Annotated in this window: 11 protein-coding genes, 1 tRNA gene and 2 pseudogenes; 12 read left to right on the forward strand and 2 right to left on the reverse strand. The window is 64.4% G+C overall.

Annotated elements, in window-relative coordinates:
- Window positions 1-80 precede the first annotated feature (80 nt).
- The 3 genes and pseudogenes from EAV90_RS23835 (at window position 81) to EAV90_RS23845 (ending at window position 6406) form a co-directional block, all read left to right on the forward strand.
- Window positions 81-1692: pseudogene (locus EAV90_RS23835) on the forward strand (tetratricopeptide repeat protein).
- A 121-nt stretch (window positions 1693-1813) separates the two neighbouring features.
- Window positions 1814-4057, forward strand: coding sequence for an O-linked N-acetylglucosamine transferase, SPINDLY family protein (locus EAV90_RS23840; RefSeq protein WP_245509592.1), 2244 nt, complete (start codon window positions 1814-1816; stop codon window positions 4055-4057).
- Window positions 4058-4162: 105 nt separating this feature from the next.
- Window positions 4163-6406 (forward strand): O-linked N-acetylglucosamine transferase, SPINDLY family protein, encoded by a 2244-nt coding sequence (locus EAV90_RS23845; RefSeq protein WP_164937082.1) that lies wholly within the window; start codon window positions 4163-4165, stop codon window positions 6404-6406.
- A 61-nt stretch (window positions 6407-6467) separates the two neighbouring features.
- On the opposite strand, the gene EAV90_RS23850 is transcribed toward EAV90_RS23845, so the two are convergent.
- Window positions 6468-7502: a cysteine synthase A gene (locus EAV90_RS23850; RefSeq protein ID WP_129144852.1), complete on the reverse strand. Its 1035-nt coding sequence runs from the start codon at window positions 7500-7502 to the stop codon at window positions 6468-6470.
- Window positions 7503-8202: 700 nt separating this feature from the next.
- Here EAV90_RS23850 and EAV90_RS23855 point away from each other — a divergent pair.
- From EAV90_RS23855 to EAV90_RS39660, 7 genes are all read left to right on the forward strand, one after another.
- Entirely contained in the window at window positions 8203-9687 is a 1485-nt protein-coding gene (locus EAV90_RS23855; RefSeq protein ID WP_129144853.1) for an efflux transporter outer membrane subunit, read from the forward strand.
- Window positions 9677-11068 (forward strand): efflux RND transporter periplasmic adaptor subunit, encoded by a 1392-nt coding sequence (locus EAV90_RS23860; RefSeq protein WP_129144854.1) that lies wholly within the window; start codon window positions 9677-9679, stop codon window positions 11066-11068. Before EAV90_RS23855 ends, EAV90_RS23860 begins: the two co-directional genes overlap by 11 nt.
- A 37-nt stretch (window positions 11069-11105) precedes the next feature.
- Entirely contained in the window at window positions 11106-14255 is a 3150-nt protein-coding gene (locus EAV90_RS23865; protein ID WP_129144855.1) for an efflux RND transporter permease subunit, read from the forward strand.
- Window positions 14255-17356: an efflux RND transporter permease subunit gene (locus EAV90_RS23870; protein ID WP_129144856.1), complete on the forward strand. Its 3102-nt coding sequence runs from the start codon at window positions 14255-14257 to the stop codon at window positions 17354-17356. The genes EAV90_RS23865 and EAV90_RS23870 overlap by 1 nt, the downstream gene beginning before the upstream one ends.
- A 37-nt stretch (window positions 17357-17393) precedes the next feature.
- Window positions 17394-18134 carry a tRNA-uridine aminocarboxypropyltransferase gene (locus EAV90_RS23875; protein WP_129144857.1) on the forward strand — a complete coding sequence of 247 codons (741 nt, stop codon included), beginning with the start codon at window positions 17394-17396 and terminating at the stop codon, window positions 18132-18134.
- A gap of 87 nt (window positions 18135-18221) precedes the next feature.
- A tRNA-Cys gene (locus EAV90_RS23880) sits at window positions 18222-18295 on the forward strand.
- 180 nt (window positions 18296-18475) lie between these two features.
- Complete coding sequence (locus EAV90_RS39660; RefSeq protein WP_164937083.1) at window positions 18476-18622, forward strand: hypothetical protein; 147 nt, start codon at window positions 18476-18478, stop codon at window positions 18620-18622.
- 44 nt (window positions 18623-18666) lie between these two features.
- On the opposite strand, the gene EAV90_RS23890 is transcribed toward EAV90_RS39660, so the two are convergent.
- The gene (locus EAV90_RS23890; RefSeq protein WP_129144858.1) at window positions 18667-18873 is read right to left on the reverse strand and encodes a hypothetical protein; all 207 of its coding nucleotides are present in this window, start codon (window positions 18871-18873) and stop codon (window positions 18667-18669) included.
- Between the two features lie 261 nt (window positions 18874-19134).
- Here EAV90_RS23890 and EAV90_RS23895 point away from each other — a divergent pair, with 261 nt between their 5' ends.
- Window positions 19135-19395 (forward strand): hypothetical protein, encoded by a 261-nt coding sequence (locus EAV90_RS23895; RefSeq protein WP_129144859.1) that lies wholly within the window; start codon window positions 19135-19137, stop codon window positions 19393-19395.
- 264 nt (window positions 19396-19659) lie between these two features.
- Window positions 19660-19880, forward strand: a pseudogene (locus tag EAV90_RS23900) (acetamidase/formamidase family protein); the annotation flags it as partial.
- Window positions 19881-20300: the final 420 nt, after the last annotated feature.

The raw sequence follows: 20300 nt of genomic DNA on the forward strand, positions 1-20300 counted from the left end.
CCTCGTGGTCTGACTGACCGCAAGCTTGGCACCATCCGAATCAGCTCGTCTCTTTTCGGACCATCCTCCGGAGAGAGACCTTGCAGAGCAGTGCCGGCGCGCGCGCATACCAAAATGCGCGACTGGAAAAGAAGCTGAAGAAGCAGGCGGACGCCGTCATGGCCTTCGCGATCGAGGCGCTCGGACAGGGCAGACTTGCCGAGGCCGAGATGCTCTGCCGCGAGATCTTGAAAGAAGTCCCCGATCATTTCCACGCCACGCACCTGCTCGGCCTGCGCGCGTTTGACGGCGGGCGGCTCGATGAGGCGGAATTCCTGCTCGAGCGTGCGACCGCGCTCGATCCACGTTCGCCCGACGCGCATGGCAATCTCGGGGCTGTATATTTCGCGCTCGAGAAGTTCAACGATGCACGCTCATGCCAGGAGAAGGCCATTGCGCTGAAGCCGAATTGTCCGATCACCCTGACCAATCTCGGCAATACGCTGCTGCACATCGGCCTCGGCAAAGAGGCGATCGGGCTGCACGAACGCGCGATCAGGCTGAAGCCGGACTATGCCGATGCATTTTGCAACCGCGGCATGGCAGAATTGATGACAGGCCGGTTCGAGCGCGCCGAAGAGAGCTTCGATCGTGCCCTGTCACTTCAACCACGTCACGCGGAAGCGATCGCCGGCAAGGGCATGGTGAGCCTCGAGCTACGACACTTCGAGGAGGCGGCTGCCGCACTCGACGCAGCGCTCGCGATCAAGCCAGGTTCACCTAGGGTTCTGCTGCAGCGCGGGCGGCTCAATCTGAGTCTGTCCCGGCTGGAGCAGGCGGCCGCGGACCTCGATGCGGCGCTGGCGCAATCGCCGCGGCACGAGCTCGCGCTGTGCTGGAGGGCGCAGATCGACATTCTCGTGGGGAACACGGCGCGAGCGATGGCGGGCGTCAAGACGCTGCTCGAGGTCAATCCGCGATCCGAGATGGGATTGGCGCTTCTGGCGGCTTGCTATGTGAACCAGGGAGACATCGCGATGGCGCTCCAGCATCTCGACGCGGCCCTGGAGATCGCGCCAGACTTTCCGGAGGCTGTCGGATACAGGATCTTCGTGCTGGATTATCTGCCGGAGGCCGATTTCGCGGTCCCGCAGGGCCATCAGGGTGTGGTCGAAGGTGATGCGCGCGGTGAGCGGATCGAAGATCATCATCAAGAGCGGGCTGCTCGACGATCCCTTGCTGCGTGACCGTCTGGTCGCGCGGTTCGTGGAACAGGGTATCGCCGAAGAAAACGTCGTCTGCATGGGCTCGTCCCCGCGCTCCGAGCATCTGCGGGCCTTCGCGAGCGTCGACATTTCGCTCGACACGTTCCCGCAAAATGGCGGCATCAGCACCTGGGAATCCCTTTATGCGGGCGTTCCGGTCGTCGCCAAGCTCGGCAACGGCGCTTCTTCGCGCGCCGGCGGGTCGATCGTCGCGGCCGTCGGTCTCGGCGACTGGGTCGCAGAGGACGATGAAGGTTATGCTGCGATCGCGTGCAAATATGCGGCGCAGCCTGCCCATCTGGCGAAGCTCCGCGCAGAATTGCCGGCCCGGATCGCAGCTTCGCCCGCCGGCAATGTCGAAATCTACACGCGGAACGTCGAGGCGGGATATCGCCGGTTCTGGCGCGACTATTGTGTCGCGGCATCTGAAACCGGAGACATAGCGTAAGCCTGAGCCGGATTTTGCCCCGAGCACCGGGAAATCCCGGGCGCCCGCGGTCCAGCCGACCGGGCGGCCTAGAGGACGAATCAGCTAGACTCTCCATGCGGGTACCTTCCGGAGAGACATCTTGCAGAGCAGCGGCGCCGGCGCGCGCGCATTCCAGAACGCGCGATTGCAGAAGAAACTGATGAAGCAGGCGGACGCCGTCATCTCCGCCGCGGCGAGCGCCTATGGCCAGCGTCGATACGGGGAGACCGAGGCGCTTTGCCGCGAGATCCTGAAAGCGCTGCCGGACCATTTCGATGCCACGCATTTGCTCGGTCTGTGCGCGCATGACGGCGGGCGCCTGGAGGAGGCGCAACAGCTGCTCGAGCGCGCAATTGTGCTCGATCCGCGTTCGCACGAGGCCTTCAGCAACCTCGCGACCGTCTACTTCGACCTGAAGAAATTCGAGGATGCGCGCCGATGCCAGGAGAAGGCGATCGCGCTGAAGCCGAACTTTCCGCTGGCTCTTACCAATCTCGGCAATACGTTGCTGCACATGAATCTCCCCGGGCAGGCAATCGAATTGCACGATCGCGCCATCCGCCTGAAGCCGGACTATGCCGATGCCTTCTGCAATCGCGGCATGGCCGAACTGATGATGGGTCAGTTCGAGCGTGCCAGCGAAAGTTTCGATCGCGCCCTGTTGTTTCAGCCGCGTCACGCGGAAGCGATCGCCGGCAAGGGCATGGTGAGCATCGAGCGTCGGCACTACGATGAGGCGGAATCCGCGCTCGCAGCCGGGCTCGCGATCAAGCCCAATTCGGCGCGGATGCTGGCACAGCGCGGACGGCTCAATTTCGACCTGTCGCGCCTGGAGCAGGCGGCCGCCGATTTCGAGGCGGCGCTGGCGCAATCGCCTACGCTCGAGCTGGCGCTGCGCGGGAAAGCGCAGGTCAATATCCTGCTGGGAAACACGGCGCAGGCGATCGCGGCTGTCAAGACATTGCTGGAGGAAAATCCGCGATCCGAGATCGGAATGGCGCTGCTGGCGTCGTGCTATGCGAGCCAGGGTGACATTGCGACGGCGCTTCAGCATCTCGATGCCGCGCTCGAGCTCAGCCCGGGTTATTCGGACGCGATCGCGCGCAAGATCTTCTTGCTGGATTATCTCTCCGAAGCCGGCTTTGCGGTTCAGCAGGAGGCCCGAAAATCCTGGTGGGATGCGGTCGGCGCCAAATTGCCGCGAAGGACGTTGGCGCCACGCCAGCTCGATCCGGACAAGCGCATCGTGATCGGATACGTCGCATCCGAATTCAGAAACCACTCGGCCGCGCTCACTCTGTTGCCGGTGCTGCGCCATCATGATCACACAAGGTTCGAGATCATCTGCTATTCCTGCTGGCCGTTGCCGGATGAGATGACCGAACGATTCAAGCCTCTGGCGGACGTCTGGGTCGACGCCGGGCAGCTTTCGGACGACGAGCTGGCTGACCGTATCCAGGCGGATAAGGTCGATATCCTGATCGACGTATCGGGGCATACGACCGGCAACCGACTTCATGTTTTTGCTCGCAAGCCCGCGCCGATCCAGGTCACGGGTTTCGGGCACGCCACCGGGACCGGCCTTCAGACCATGGATTACGTGCTCGCGGATCCGGTCTTCATTCCGCAATCGGCCCGACATCTGCTGGTCGAGAAGGTTCACGATCTGCCATGTCTGATCACCATTGAACCCGTGCTGGACGTGCCGCGGTCGGAGCTGCCCATGCTCCGCAACGGCTACGTGACCTTCGGCGTGTTCAACCGCATCTACAAGATATCGGACGAAGCCATCCGGGTGTGGGCAAAGGTGATGCGCGAGGTGAGCGGATCGAAAATCATCATCAAGCACGGACTGCTCGACGATCCCTTGCTGCGCGACAGTCTGGTCGCACGGTTCGTGGCGCAGGGCATCGCCGCAGAGAATATCACCTGCATGGGCTCGACCTCGCGCCACGAGCATCTGCTGGCCTTCGCGAATGTCGACATTTCGCTCGACACGTTCCCGCAAAATGGCGGCATCAGCACCTGGGAATCGCTTTATGCGGGCGTTCCGGTCGTCGCCAAGCTCGGCAACGGCGCCTCCTCGCGTGCCGGCGGCTCGATCGTGGCTGCCGTCGGCCTCGGCGATTGGGTCGCCGAGGATGATGAAGGTTATGCCGCGATCGCGTGCAAATATGCGGCGCAGCCGGCCTATCTGGCGAAGCTGCGGGCGGAATTGCCGGCCCAGATCGCAGCTTCGCCCGCCGGCAATATCGAGATCTATACGCAGAAGGTCGAGGCAGGATATCGCCAGTTCTGGCGCGACTATTGTGCCGCGGCCTCGGAACGCGGCGACGTCGTGTAGACGCTGAGGACCGGAAAATCGCGGGGGCGATGCTGGTCCAGTGACCGGCGGGTCGGGCCTGCGAATCAGCTAGACTCGGTCCGGGCGATCTTCCGGAGAGCAACCTTGCAGAGCAGCGGCGCCGGCGCGCGCGCATTTCAGAACGCGCGATTGCAGAAGAAATTGAAGAAGCAGGCGGACGCCGTCATCGCTGCCGCGGCGAGCGCCTATGGCCAGGGCCGATACGCGGAAACCGAGGCGCTCTGCCGTCAGATCCTGCAAGCTGTTCCCGATCATTTCGACGCCACGCACTTGCTCGGCCTGTGTGCGCAGAACGGCCGGCGCCTCGAGGAGGCGCAGCGGCTGCTCGAGCGCGCGATTGCGCTCGATCCTCGTTCGCACGAAGCCCATAGCCATCTCGGGACCGTGCATTTTGATCTCAGGAAGTTCGAGGATGCGCGCCGGTGCCAGGAGAGGGCGATCGCGCTGAAGCCGAACTTTCCGCAGGGGCTGACCAATCTCGGCAATACGCTGCTCCACCTCAATCTCGCGGAGCAGGCGATCGAACTGTACGATCGCGCCATCAAGCTGAAGCCGGACCATGCCGATGCACTCTGCAATCGCGGCCTGGCAGAGCTGGCGCTGCGCCAATTTGACCGCGCCAAACAGAGCTTCGAGCGCGCCCTGGTGTTTCAGCCGCGTCAAGCGGAAGCGCTCATCGGCAAGGGCGTGGTCGATATCGAGCTCAAGCACTACGATGAAGCGGAGGCCGCGCTCGCAGCGGCGCTCGCGATGAGGCCTCATTCGGCCAAGGCCCTGGCGCACCGCGGACGGCTCAATTTCGAGCTATCGCGGTTGGAACGGGCGGCTGCGGATTTCGATGCAGCGCTCGCGCTTTCGCCCAAGCTGGAGGTCGCCTTGCAGGGGAAGGCGCAAGTCAGCATCCAGCTGGGGAACACGGCCGAGGCGCTTGCGGCCGTCAAGATACTGCTCGCGGAAAATCCGCGCTCCGCGATCGCGATGACGCTGCTGAGCGCCTGTTTCGCCAATCAGGGCGAGATCGCATCCACCATCGCACATCTCGACACCGCCCTGGCGATGGCGCCTGATAATGCGGACCTGATCGCCCGCAAGATTTTCTTTCTGGACTTTCTCTCCGACGCCGATTTCGCGGTCCAGCAGGCCGCGCGCAAACATTGGTGGGACGCGATCGGAGCCAAGTTGCTGCGAAGGACGTTGGCGCCGCGCCAGCTCGATCCGGAAAGGCGGATCGTGATCGGATATGTCGCTGCCGAGTTCTGGTATCACTCGGCGGCGTTCGCCCTTCTGCCGGTGCTGCGCCATCATGATCACACGAACTTCGAGATCGTCTGCTATTCATGCTCGCCGCGACGCGACGAGATGACTGCCGAATTCAACTCGTTTGCGGACATCTGGGTCGATGCCTGGCAGCTTTCGGACGACGAGCTGGCCGACCGCATCCAGGCGGACAAGATCGATATCCTTATCGACGTGTCAGGGCATTCATCGGGTAACAGGCTTCCTGTCTTCGCACGGAAGCCGGCGCCGATCCAGGTCACGGGTTTTGGTCATGCCACCGGGACAGGTCTTCAGACCATGGACCACGTGCTCGCGGATCCTATCTTCATTCCGCAATCGGCGCGGCATCTGCTGGCCGAAAAGGTCTATGATTTGCCGTGCCTGATCACGATCGATCCCATCGGGGATGTGCCGCCTTCGGAGCTTCCCATGCTCCGCAACGGCTATGTGACCTTCGGCGTATTCAACCGCATCTACAAGATCTCGGACGAGGCCATCCGGGTGTGGGCGAAGGTGATGCGCGCGGTGAGCGGATCGAAGATCATCATCAAACATACCCTGCTGGACGATCCCTTGTTGCGCGACAGCCTGGTCGGGCGATTCGTGGCGCAGGGCATTGCCGAGGAGAACTTGATCTGCATGGGCTCGTCCCCGCGCGCCGAGCATCTGCGGGCCTTTGCGAATGTCGACATTTCGCTCGATACGTTTCCGCAAAATGGCGGCATCAGCACCTGGGAATCGCTCTATGCCGGCGTTCCGGTCGTGGCCAAGCTCGGCAACGGCGCCTCGTCGCGCGCCGGCGGCTCGATCGTGGCTGCCGTTGGCCTCAACGATTGGGTCGCGGAGGATGACGAGGGATATGCCGCGATCGCGTGCACATATGCGGCGCAGCCAGCTCATCTGGCGAAGCTGCGTGCGGAATTGCCGGCCCGGATCGCAGCTTCGCCCGCCGGGAATGTCGAAATCTACACGCGGAAGGTCGAGGCGGCATATCGCCAGTTCTGGCGCGACTATTGTGCCGCGGACTCGGAGCGCGGCGAAGTCGCATAATCGGGCCGAAACGCGGGCGCCTCGTGGGCAAGCGTCCCGGACGTGAGCCTTCCCGCGACGATCACACGAACGGCGGCTTGATGTTGCTGCGCTTCTCCAGCCACTCCGGCACCGGCAGGTTCTTGGCGCGCATGAAGTCCGCGTTGAACAGCTTCGAGAGATAGCGGCTGCCGGAATCGCACAGCACGGTGACGATGGTTTTGCCGGGCCCGAGCTGCCTTGCAAGTCGCATCGCGCCGACGACATTGATGCCCGTCGAGCCGCCGAGGCACAGGCCTTCGTGCTGGAGCAGATCATAGATCGCTGTGACGGCTTCGGCATCGGGAATCAGATAGGCGTCATCGACCTTGGCGGTCTCGACGATCGCAGTCGCGCGGTTGAGGCCGATGCCCTCGGTGATCGAGCCGCCGGGCGTCGCCTTGGGATCGCCGGTCCTGAAATATTCGTACATGCCGGCGCCATGCGGATCGGCGCAGGCGATGCGGACGTTCTTGCTCTTTTCCTTGAGATAGCGGCTGACGCCGGCCAGCGTGCCGCCGCTGCCGACCGAGCAGACGAAGCCGTCGACCTTGCCGCTGGTCTGCTCCCAGATCTCGGGCCCCGTCGATTCGTAGTGGGCCTTCGCGTTGTCGAGGTTATTCCACTGATCGGCGAACAGCACGCCATTCGGCTCGGTCTTGCGCAGCTCGTCGGCGAGCCTGCGGCCGACATGCTGGTAGTTGTTGGGGTTGGCATAGGGCAGGGCCGGCACCTCGATCAGCTCGGCACCACACAGCTTCAGGAAATCCTTCTTCTCCTGGCTCTGCGTCTCCGGGATCACGATCAAGGTGCGGTAGCCGCGCGCGCTCGCCACGACCGCAAGCCCGATGCCGGTATTGCCGGCGGTCGCTTCCACCACGAGACCGCCGGGCTTGAGCTCGCCACGCTTCTCCGCCTCCAGGATCATCCATTTGCCGGCGCGGTCCTTGACCGACTGGCCCGGATTCATGAACTCGGCCTTGCCGAGAATGGTGCATCCGGTCAGTTCCGAGGCGCGCTTCAGCTTGATCAGCTGGGTGTTGCCGATGGCTTCGACAACGTCGTTGCGAATGGTCATGTCGGGGGAAATCACTGCCAGAGGGTTTTGATCAGGTTTGGCCAGAACCTAGTGCTTGGGAGGCCAAAGGGAAAGGCTTTTGCGTTGCGGCGAACCCTACCGAAACGCCCGTCCAAACAGCGATATGGTTGAGAGGCGGGACCGGCGATGATGCGCTCGGCCGCGAGGCGGGATATCGTAGGACGAAATGGTCGAACTCCGTTAGGACCCGACACGATAACGCTGGTGATGAGCGGTCTTGCGACCATTTCTTGCCACAGCGTTTGGGAGGTCGAAAAGTCTATCGGCAGGATGGACGGCTTCGTTTTCGGCAAATTGACGGTCTTCCGGGGCGGCCCAGATGGCGCAACTGAGCTGAAGCCGCCTGGCGCGGTTGGATTGAAGGGGGCTCAGCGGCCGGTGTGGCAGCAAGATCACATGAAATCTTAGTAAGCTTGCTCACGTTTCCAGATGTTACGTAGTAAGAGAAGTCCCTGCGAGACAGGCATTTTTTACATTTTTGTCAGTTCGCTCCCGCCTCGTTGGCACGGGCATCTCGCAACTGCGGCACTGTCCCGCCGTTCCGCGCCCGGCTAGTATGATTCTTAGGTTCCGCAGAAAGCATCATAGCTGTGAACGCGTTATCCAAAGCCTCCCGACTGTCCCGCCGCGAATCGGCTAATCCGGCTGCACGGCGGCGGCTCGATCTGCCCGACGGGGGGTGGATGTGACACAGCAAGTTCCAGCGATCGCCTCGCGGCGGTCTCTCGGTTCTGCATTCCGGACGCTGCGCGCGGCGCGATGGATTGCGGTGTTGTGCCTCGCCGCCGGTTCGGGCGCTTGCGTGCTGACCCAGGATCTCCCCGATCCCGCGCTCGACGTACCCACGCAATACAAATATGCCGGCAAACGCGATGCGCCGCCATCGCTGGATTGGTGGCGTGGCTTCCGCTCTGCGGAGCTGACCCAGCTGATGGAGGAGGCGCAGACCGTCAACCTCGACATCGCCGCCGCGGTCGCGCGCATCGTCCAAGCCGACGCCCAGGCACGGCAGGCAGGCGCGGCGCTGCTGCCGAGCGTGTCGATGGCCGGATCGGAAACCTACTCGCGCACCTCGGGCTCGAGCGCCTCGGGCCTGTCCATCGGCGGACGCGAGGTCGTCAACTATTCGGCCTCGCTGAGCGCGAGCTACCAGCTCGACTTCTGGGGCCAGAATCGCGACGCGCTGCAAACGGCGGAGGAAACGGCCAACGCCAATCGCTTCGATCGCGACACGGTCGCGCTGACTACGCTCGCCGCCGTCGCCAACGCCTATTTCCAGGTGCTGGCCTCGCAGGATCGCATCAGGACCTCACAGCGCAATATCGCGAGCGCGCAGCGCATCCTCGATGCGGTCAAGGAACGGCGCAGGGCCGGCACCGGCACCGATCTCGACGTTGCCCAGCAGGAGAGCGTGCTCGCGAACCAGAGGGCCTTGGTGCCGCCGTTGCGCCAGACACTCGACCAGAACGCCAACGCGCTGGCTGTTCTGGTATCACGCCCGCCGGAGAGCGTGCGCGTGCTCGGCGGCTCCCTGGATCGGATCGCGATCCCGCGCGTGACGCCCGGCCTGCCGTCCGAGCTCCTGACGCAGCGACCGGACATCCGCCGCCAGGAAGCCCAGCTCGCCTCGGCGACCGCGAACATCGGCAACGCCCGCGCGCAGTTCTTTCCGACCATCCAGCTCACCGGCAATGGCGGCTATCAGAGCTCGGCGCTGGTCTCGCTGTTCCAGCCGCATGCCGCCTTCTTCCAGCTCGTCGGCAGCGCGACGCAGCCGATCTTCGACGGCGGCAGGATCCTCGGTAATTTCGAACTCGCGAAGGCCCGGCAGGACGAGCTGCTCCAGACCTACCGCAAGACCATCATCCAGGCCTTTGCCGATGTCGACAATGCGCTGTTCTCGATCAAGCAAACCACGATCAAGCTGCAATTGCAGCGCGACGTCGTCGCCGCCTCGCGCCGGGCTTTCGATCTCTCCGAACAGCAATTGCGCGCCGGCACTGCCGACATCGTGACCGTGCTCAACACCCAACTGACCCTGTTCCAGGCGGAAGACGCGCTGTCGCAGGCCCAACTCGCACGGCTCCTCGCCATCGTCAGCCTGTACCAGGCGCTCGGCGGCGGTTGGGAGCCGAGGATGGAGAAACCGGTCAATGCTCTTTAAGCCGGAGACGAAGCAAGACGCGAAGGAGGGGACGGCGAAAAGATCGCGCGGCCGCGGCTTCGTCATGACCCTGATCACGCTCGCGATCCTCGGCGGGCTCGGTTATCTCGGCTGGACCGTTGCGCATCAGGAGCAGGCCAACAACCGCAACCAGCGGCCGGATCTGCCGGTGCCCGTGCTGGCGGCGAGCCCACGCATCCAGGACGTGCCGGTTTATCTCGACGGCGTCGGCGCGATTCGCGCGCTCAATACCGTGACCGTCCGCTCGCAGGTCGACGGCAAGCTGATCGCCGTCAACTTCACGGAGGGCCAGGACGTCAGGAAGGGCGACGTGCTCGGCGAGATCGATCCGGCGATTTACCAGGCGCAGTACGACCAGGCGGTGGCCAAGAAGGCGCAGGATCAGGCTCAGCTCGCCAACCAGCGCATCGATCTCGCGCGCTACGAGCAGCTCGCAGCGACCAATGCCGGCTCCAAGCAGCAGGCCGACACCCAGCGCGCGCTGGTGGCGCAGACCGAGGCGCTGATCAAGGCCGACCAGGCCGCGATCGACAATGCCGCGGCAACTCTCAGCTACACCAAGATCGTGGCGCCGATCTCGGGCCGCGCCGGCCTGCGCCAGGTCGACCAGGGCAACATCATCCACGCCTCCGATACCACGGGTCTTGTGGTGATCACGCAATTGCAGCCGATCGCGGTGTGGTTCAGCCTGCCGCAGCAGCAGATCATGCGCGTCAACGCGGCCGCCGCAAAGGGCACGCTGGCGGTCGACGTGTTCGGCAATGACGGCATTACGGTGATCGACACCGGCAAGCTCACCGGCATCGACAACCAGGTCGACCAGACCACCGGCACGCTCAAGCTCAAGGCCGAATTTCCCAACGCCAATTACCAGCTCTGGCCGGGCCAGTTCGTCAATGTCCGTCTCAAGGTCGAGACCTTGACGCAGGCGCTGGTGGTGCCGACCTCTGCGGTGCAGCGCGGCCCGGTCGGGACCTTCAGCTACGTCATCGGCGAGGACAATATCGTCTCGGCCAAGCCCGTGACGGTGACGCAGCAGAACGAGCATGACGCGGTGATCGCCAGCGGCCTCTCGCCGAGCGACAAGGTCATCACCACGGGCTTTGCCAATTTGTCCGACGGCTCCAAGGTGATCGTGGGCCGCGACGACCAGACCCCATCGGCCGATCTTGCCCCGCGCAAGCGCTCGCGCGCGCCGGACGGGCAGAAAAAGGATGGTGCCAAAGAAGTTCAGAAGGACGGGCAGGGCAAGGACGGTGAGTTCCGTGCCAAGCGCAAGAGCAGCGAAGGCGATCAGAAGGGGCAGACTGGGCCGGCGCCGGGGCCGGGGGCATCGGGAAGTGGAGCCAAGCAGCCATGATCCCGACAACAGCCGCTTGACGCGGCAGGCATAACCCATGGGTGTCTCCGAACCCTTCATCCGGCGGCCGATCGCGACCTCGCTGCTCGGCATTGCGCTCTTGATCGGCGGGCTGCTCGGATATTTCGCGCTTCCGGTCTCGGCGCTGCCGCAGGTCGATTTCCCGACCGTGCAGGTGACGACGCAGCTGCCGGGCGCGAGTCCGGACGTGATCGCCTCGCTGATCACCGCACCGCTGGAGCGGCAGCTCGGCCAGATCCCCTCGCTGTCGGCGATGAACTCGACGAGTTCGTTCGGCGTCAGCCAGATCTCGCTCCAGTTCGACCTCAACCGCGATATCGACGGTGCGACGCAGGACGTGCAGGCCGCGATCAACGCGGCGGCCGGCGTGCTGCCCAGGACGCTGCCTTACCCGCCGACCTACGCCAAGGTGAACCCGGCGGATGCGCCGGTGATGACGCTGGCGCTGCGCTCCGACACGATCTCGCTGCGCGCGATGAGCGACATCGCGGACACCATTCTGGCGCAACGTTTGAGCCAGATTTCAGGGGTCGGGCGCGTCTCGGTGCTCGGTGGACTGAAACCGGCCGTGCGCATCCAAGCCGATTTGGCACGCCTCGCAGCCTATGGCATCGCCATGGAGGATCTGCGCACCGCGATCGCCAATGCCAATGTCTCGGGGCCGAAGGGCTCGCTCGACGGCGCGCAGCAATCCTATCTCATCGCGGCCAACGACCAGATCGCCGCCGCTGACGCCTACAAGCCTGTCGTTATCGCCTATCGCAACGGCTCGCCCGTCACCATCGGCGATGTCGCTCAGATCGTCGACGGCCTCGAGAACGACCGCACCGGCGGCTGGTACCAAGGCACGCCGGCCGTCATCATCGACATCCAGCGCCAGCCCGGGGCCAACGTCATCGACGTCGTCAGCCAGATCCGCGCAGAGATCCCGAAGCTGCAGCGGGCGATTCCGGCCGCTGTGAACCTCACCATCGTGTCTGACCGCACCGTCACCATCCGCGCCTCGGTGCGCGACGTGCAGTTCACGCTGGTCCTTGCCGTCGTGCTGGTGACGCTGGTGGTGCTGCTGTTCCTGCGCTCGCTGCGTGCCACGCTGATTGCCGGCGTCGCGCTGCCGCTGTCGCTGATCACGAGCTTCGGCATCATGTATTTTGCCGGGTTCAGCCTCGACAATCTGTCGCTGATGGCGCTCACGATCGGCACCGGCTTCGTCGTCGACGATGCCATCGTCATGATCGAGAACATCGTTCGCCACATGGAGAATGGCGAGAGCGCGATGGAAGCCTCGCTGAAAGGCGCCAGCGAGATCGGCTTCACCGTGATCTCGCTGACGGTGTCGCTGATCGCGGTGTTCATCCCGCTGCTGTTCATGTCCGGCCTCGTCGGGCGCATGTTCCGCGAGTTCGCGCTGACACTGACGATCGCGGTCGTGACCTCGGCCGTGGTCTCGCTGACGCTGACGCCGATGATGTGCTCGCGCTTGCTTAAGCACGCCCATGAGGAGCTGGCGGTGCCGGGCCTCGCCGCGATCAGCCGCTTCATCGACCGCACCGTCGACTTTTACCATCGCACGCTGCTCTGGGTGCTGGAGCGCCAGCGCGCTACGCTGGTCGTGACCTTCGCCACGCTGGTCGCAACTCTCGTTCTCTATGTCGTCGCCCCCAAGGGCTTCCTGCCGCTCCAGGACACCGCCTCGATCACGGCGGTGACGGAGGCGGGGCCGGACGTCTCCTTCGCCGAGATGCAGAAGCGGCAGACCGAGGCCGCCGACGCCATCAAGGCCGATCCTGACGTAACAGGCGTGGTCTCGGTGATCGGTGCCGGCTCGGTCAACCCGACCACCAATGTCGGGCGCCTCGTCATGACGCTCAAGCCGCGCGGCGAGCGGAGCGACGATGTCGGCGTGGTCGTGAGCCGGCTGAAGGAGCGCGTCGCCGGCATCCCCGGCATGACCGTCTATTTCCAGCCGGTGCAGGACGTGCAGATCTCGACCCAGTCGAGCCGCTCGCAATACCAGTACACGCTGACCGGCACCGATGCGGCGCTGGTGTCGGAATGGGCGCGCAGGCTCGTCGCCGAGATGCGGCGCGATCCCCTGTTCCGCGACGTCTCCTCCGAGGCGCAGGAGGGCGGCCTGCGGGCGCAGCTCGAGGTCGACCGCACCCGCGCCGGTCAGCTCGGCGTCAGCCTGCAAGGCATCACCGACACGCTGAACGATGCCTTCGCGCAGCGGCAGATCTCGACGATCTACGGCCAGGCCAACCAGTACCGCGTGGTGCTGGAGGCGCTGCCGATGTATCAGCGCGATCCCTCGATCCTCTCCAAGCTCTATCTGCCGGGCGCCGCGAGCAGCGTCGCCGGCACGCCGAGCGCCCAGGTGCCGCTCTCGGCTGTGGCGACGCTGAAGCGCACCACGGCGCCGCTCGCGATCTCGCACCAGGCGCAGTTCCCCTCCGTGTCGCTCAGCTTCAACCTCGCACCGGGCGCGGCCCTCGGCGATGCCGTCGAAGCCGTGAAAGCGATCGAGAGCCGGATCGGCATGCCGGGCAGCATCGTCGGCGTCTATGCCGGTGACGCCGCCGAGTTCGCCAAGGCGCTGGCCGGCCAGCCATGGCTGCTGCTCGCCGCCGTGATCACGATCTACATCGTGTTAGGGGTGCTCTACGAGAGCTACATCCACCCGATCACGATCCTGTCGACGCTGCCCTCGGCCGGCGTCGGCGCGATCCTGGCACTGGTGCTGTGTGGGCAGGACCTGTCGGTGATCGGACTGATCGGCATCATCCTCTTGATGGGCATCGTCAAGAAGAACGCGATCATGATGATCGACTTCGCGCTGGAGGCCGAGCGCGGGCAGGGGATGTCGCCCGACGGAGCGATCGTGCAGGCGTGTCTGTTGCGCTTCCGTCCCATCATGATGACGACGCTGGCGGCGCTGTTCGGCGCGCTGCCGCTGGCGATCGAGAGCGGCACCGGCGCCGAGCTGCGCTTTCCGCTCGGCATCTCCATCATCGGCGGCCTGCTGCTGAGCCAGCTGCTGACGCTCTACACCACGCCCGTGATCTATCTCGCGCTCGATCGCATCAACCGCCGCCTCGAGCAGGCGCTGCCGCCGGCCGAATCCGGTGGTCCGCCGGTCGCCGGCGCGACCGAGGGGATGCAGTGATGGCATCGATCTCGGAGCCCTTCATCCGCCGCCCGGTCGCGACCACGCTGCTGTCGATCGGGTTGTTCCTGCTGGGTGTCGTCGCCTACGAGTTCCTGCCGGTGTCCTCGGTACCGAACGTCGATTTTCCCGCCATCTTCGTCTCCGCGAGCCGCCCTGGCGCCGATCCTTCCGTGATGGCGGCAACGGTCGCCGCGCCGCTGGAGCGGCGCCTGGGTGAGATTGCCGGCATCAATCAGATCACCTCGACCAGTTCGCTCGGCATCAGCAATATTCAGCTGCAATTCAACATTGGCCGCGACATCGATCGCGCCGCACGCGACGTGCAGGCCGCCATCAACGCCTCGCTGGTGGACCTGCCGAGCGATCTGCCGGCGCTGCCGCGCTTCCGCAAGGCCAACACCGCGGGCGCCCCCGTCTACGTGTTGGCGCTGACGTCGAAAACCCTCACCACCAGTGCGATCTATGATGTCGCCGACACCGTGCTGGCGCAACGCATCTCGCAGGTGCCGGGCGTGGGCAACGTCACGATCAGCGGTGCCGATCAACCGGCGGTGCGCATCCAGCTCAATCCGGTCGCGCTGTCGAATGCCGGCATCGCCACCGACGACGTACGGACCGCGATCATCAATGCCAATCCGCTCGGCCCGGTCGGTATCTTCAACGGCGAGCGCCAGAGCGAGACGCTGGCGCTGAACCGCCAGATGCGGACCGCCCAGGAATTCCGCGACATCGTGATCAAGAGCGCGAACGGCAATTTCGTGCGGCTCTCCGACATCGCCGAGATCGAGGATTCCGTCCGCAATGCCCGCTCGATCGCCTGGTTCAACAAGCAGCCGGCGGTGATCATGCAGATCACCAAGCAGGGCGATGCCAACGTCATCGACACTGTCGACCGCGTCAAGGCGCTGATCCCCGAGCTGAAACAATGGATTCCGGCAGGGGTCGAGATTTCGACCCTGGTCGATCGCACCGGCACGATCCGGGCCAGCGTCGAGGACATGCAGTGGACGCTGCTGGCAACGGCCATCCTGGTGATGGTGGTGGTGTTCGTGTTCCTGCGCAGGATCACGCCGACGATCGCGGCCGGCATTTCGGTGCCGCTGGCGCTCGCCGGCACCTGCGCAGGGATGTGGCTCGCCGGTTTCTCGATCGACAATCTCTCGCTGATGGCGCTCGCAATCTCCGTCGGCTTCGTGGTCGACGACGCCATCGTGATGATCGAGAACATGTTCCGCAATCTCGAGCACGGCATGCGGCCTTTCCGAGCAGCGCAGGAGGGAGCGAAGCAGATCGGCTTCACCGTGCTCTCGATCAGCCTGTCGCTGATCGCGGCGTTCACGCCGCTGATCTTCATGGACGGCATCGTCGGCCGCCTGTTGCGCGAATTCTCGCTGACGCTGACCTTTGCGATCGTGGTCTCGACGCTGGTCTCGCTCACGGCCACGCCGATGATCTGCGCCCATTATATCCGGCAGACGACGTCGGGGACGGCCACGCTGTTCGACCGTCTGATCGAGGGATCGCTGTCGCGGATCGTCAATTTCTACGCGCGCAGCTTGCGCACTGTGCTGGAATTCCCGCTGCTGACGCTGCTCGTGTTCTTCGCCACCATCGGGCTGACCGTGACGCTCTACGTCAAGGTGCCCAAGGGCTATTTCCCGACTGACGATTCCGGATTCATCATCGGCGCGACGCGGGCCTCCGCCGACATTTCGTTCCAGTCGATGCTGGGCCTCCAGCAGCAGCTCGCCGACATCGTGATGGCCGATCCGGCCGTCGCCGGCATCGGCTCGGTGCTGGGCGGTGGCGGGCCGGGCCCGGCGACCTCCAACCGCGGCACGATGTTCATCAGCCTGAAGCCGCCGGCCGAGCGGAACCATGTCTCGACCGAGATCGTGATCGATCGCTTGCGGCGCGATCTTTATCGCGTTGCCGGCATCCGTCTCTTCATGTTCGCGGCGCAGGACGTCCGCGCTGGCGGACGGCAGAGCGACTCGAACTACCAATATACGCTGTCGAGCACCGACCTGGATCTGCTGCAGCAATGGGCGCCGATCGTCGCCAAGCGAATGGAGACGGTCGAAGGAATCACCGACGTGTCCGCCGATCGCGATCCCGGCGGATTGCAGCTCACGCTGGCCATCGACCGCCAGAAGGCCTCGCGGCTCGGCGTGCGCGTGCAGGACATCGACAATGCGCTGAACAACGCGTTCGCGCAGCGGCAGATCTCGATCATCTACACCCAGCGAAACCAGTACATGATCGTGCTGGAGACCGATCCGAAATTCCAGGTCGACCCGACCAATCTCGAGCGCATCTATGTGGCGGGCGCCAACGGTGTGCAGGTGCCGTTGTCAGCCGTGGTCCGCGCCCAGCGCGGGCTCGCCTCGCTCGCCGTGTTTCACTCGCAAGGATTCCCCTCGACGACCGTATCCTTCAACACGCTGCCGGACGTGCCGCTCCAGGCCGCGACCCAGAACATCCAGCGTGCGGTCGAGGAGTTGCACATGCCCGAGGGCATCCGCGGCAGCTTCGACGGCAACGCCGGCGATTTCGCCAGGACCAGCGGCCGCCAGCCGCTTCTGATCCTCGGCGCGCTGATCGCGATGTACATCGTGTTAGGGGTGCTCTACGAGAGCCTTGCCCATCCGCTCACGATCATCTCGACGCTGCCCTCGGCCGGGTTAGGTGCGCTGCTCGCCCTGCAGCTGACCAACACGCCTCTGACGGTGATTGCCTTCGTCGGCATCATCCTCTTGATCGGCATCGTCAAGAAGAACGGCATCATGATGGTCGACTTCGCGCTCGACGCCGAGCGCCGGCGCGGGCTGTCCTCGGCGGAGGCGATCTTCGAGGCCTGCCAGGCGCGCTTCCGGCCGATCCTGATGACGACCATGGCGGCGCTGTTCGCCGGCATTCCGCTTGTGGTCGCGACCGGCCCCGGCACGGAGCTGCGCCGCCCGCTCGGCATCACCATCATCGGCGGCCTGTTCGTCTCGCAGATCCTGACCCTCTACACCACGCCCGTGATCTATCTCCTGATCGACCGTCTGCGGCGCCGATCCGAGCCGCGTCCGCTGGCTGCGCCGGCGGAATAGGTTGTTGCAGCGACGCGCGAAGCGTATAGCGGCGACCATGTCGAACCGATCCGAGACGACGGCCGCCGCGCCCGAGGCGATTCCCGAATGCCCGCACTGCCAGAAGCCGATGCCGCTGTGCATCTGCGACAGCGTCACGCCCATTGAAAATCGGCTCTCGCTGCTGATCCTGCAGCACCCGCAGGAGCAGGACAGGGCGCTCGGCACGGCGCGGCTGCTGGCCAGGCATTTCGCCGATGCCACGGTGCGGGTCGGCCTGTCCTGGCCAAGCCTGTCCAAGGCGCTGGGGCGGCCGGTCGAGAATGCCGCGCGCTGGGCCGTGCTCTATCTCGGCTCGGCCCGCGCGGCCGATCTCGAGGCCGAGGGCGAGATCGTGGCGCTGACCCGCAAGGGCGAGGTCGCGGAGAACCAGCGCGCGATCCTCGGCAAGCTCGAAGGCGTCGTGCTGCTCGATGGCACCTGGAGCCAGGCCAAAGCGCTGTGGTGGCGCAATCCCTGGATGCTGAAATGCCAGCGCGTGATCCTCAATCCGGCGCATCCCTCACGCTACGGACGCCTGCGCAAGGAGCCGCGCCGCGACGGGCTCTCGACCATCGAGGCGGCCGCGACGATGCTCGCCGGCCTCGAGCGACGTTCCGACATCGCACAGACACTGCATGGCAGTTTCGAACGGATGCTGGCGCGCTATCGCGAAGTCCAGACCGAGATGCCGGAACTCGCACCCAAGCCGGCGCCCAAGGGCCGCCGGCGCGACTTCCGGCGCGGCAAGCGCGTCTGACTTTGATCCACATCGGCCATCGCCGCCAAAGTCGGACGAAGGCGGTTGCCTAAGCCATTGATCCCCTATATTGGTCCGCGCTTACGGGGCCACGTGGCGGAGTGGTTACGCAACGGTCTGCAAAACCGTGTACACCAGTTCAATTCTGGTCGTGGCCTCCACTACAAGTCTCTGATTTTCCAGGAAAAATGCAAGTTTGCCACAGTGGGCGGCGGAAGCTTGCAGGGCCGCGCCTACCGGGTTTGCCCGGGGCTTGGCGGAAACTGGTGATTCAGGCCGATGGCATGGACTTCGCATCTGCGAAGTGACGCATGCCCCATCAACCGAGCGCTGGAGAGCACGTGGGCGAAATCGTCCGATTTGTTCCAAAATCCGAGCTGGAGCGGGCCCGTCTCATTCGTGAGGCGCGCGCGATCTATGACAGCATCTTTCCGCCGGCTGTCCCCGAGCGGGCGCCGCAGGACGGCGAGGAACGCGTCAAGAATTGATCGTGGTTGCGCCGCCGGCGCATCCGTTCACGGCGAGGCGGGCCTCAGCAGGCCGCGTACCAGCCGTCGGGGAAGGGCAGGAGGGGCCAGGCGCCCTCGTTGTCGTTGGCGGCCTTCAGAGTTTCCTTGGGCGTTGCGCCATACGACCACGAACGGGGCACGAATTCCTCCTCCGGCGCGGGCGCGAAGTCCTCAAAGACCATGGCGTCCCGGACAGCATCCAGCAGTAAGTTGAATTCGGCTTCGCTCATCACACCCTCGCAGAACGCGGATGGCGCAATGTCGCAAAGCCGGTTTGTTTCCGGATTGACCGGATCGTTCGCATTTTAACGATGCGGCGATCGGGACCCGATTGGTTAGCGATTCCTGAAAAAAATCCCCCGTAAACCCTACGTCCCGCCACGGCGCAGCCGGTGTGAAAGAGATCACATTCCCCGCGGATTATTCCTCCTACCTCTTCGCTCCATGCCGGCCAAATGCAGGCCGGGGTGGGTAGAAGCGGGAGACTGGTCATGAAGGCGAGGTTCTTGCGGTTTGCGGGCGTGAAAAGCCGGGCGCGTGGCGCCTCGACCGTCGGGCTGTTCCTGACGCTGTTTGCCTCCACCGTTCATGCCCAGGGAACAGCGGAGCAGCGGCGGGGCTGCACCCCCGACGTCTACCGGCTCTGCGCCGGCGATATCCCCAACGTCTGCGCCATTACCGCGTGCCTGCGACCCAACCGGTCGAGCCTCAGCGAGGCCCGCCGTTCCGAGTGCGACCAGGCTGGTGGCTGAGCTGCCCCCGCTGTGGGTTTGTGCGCAGCAAGCGCATCGCACGGGCTCGCGAATCCGCCATGGTCAGCCTGTGGATATGCTGCGGACAAGACTGTGGAGGAGTGCTTGATCTGCTGTGGATGGCTGTCGTGGATGCTTCTTTTCGGCGTCCCACGGCTCGTGGTCCACGAACACATTTTGTGCAGTCGTTTGCCCAAATGCCGGGCGCGCTCCGTCCAATTTTTTGTACGCCCGCGGACAAGCTTTTCGCGGCGCGCTCCCGCCGACCTTGCCGGCACCAGCCTCGAAGGGCTCGACCATCCCGTGTTGGAGACCGATCACGCCTGGTCGTTCTACGGCTTCACCTATCGGAACTATCTCGCGGCGCTCGGCGCAGACGCGCAAACCACAATCACAGCAGTCTCGACCGTGCGCTGCGCGACACGTTCCGAAAACTCCGCCGCTTCCTGATGACCGTGCATCGCCTCAGCAAGGACGAGGCGATCTGATATCGGCCGCCGTCGATTTCGGCGAATCCGGACCCTTCACGGCATAAGCCGTCAAACCACTGCGCAGGGGAAGGCCGGTTGTTCAGGCTTCACCTGTATGCCGCTGTGCAAATTCTTGTCGCCAACTTTCGCACAGTGGACCGTGGGTGCCCGGCCGGAACCCGGTCTTCCCTGCGCCCTCTGACATTGGGGGTGTCACGACGGAGCAAAGCTCGGGCGAGACAAGCCGCGAGGATGCGAAGGTGTGTCTGCGAGTTGAGACGCGAGTTACTGGACGCGACGATGCTTGCTCGTCATTGCTGTCGATGTTCAATAATTCGCTGATTGGATCGCGGTGGTCTTGGAAGCGGCGAAAGCCTTGGGAGTTTGTCCTGCCAAGGCCTGATGGGGTCTGTGGTTGTTGTAGTAGACGAGGTA

It is taken from the genome of Bradyrhizobium vignae (assembly GCF_004114425.1).
Classification (GTDB): domain Bacteria; phylum Pseudomonadota; class Alphaproteobacteria; order Rhizobiales; family Xanthobacteraceae; genus Bradyrhizobium; species Bradyrhizobium vignae.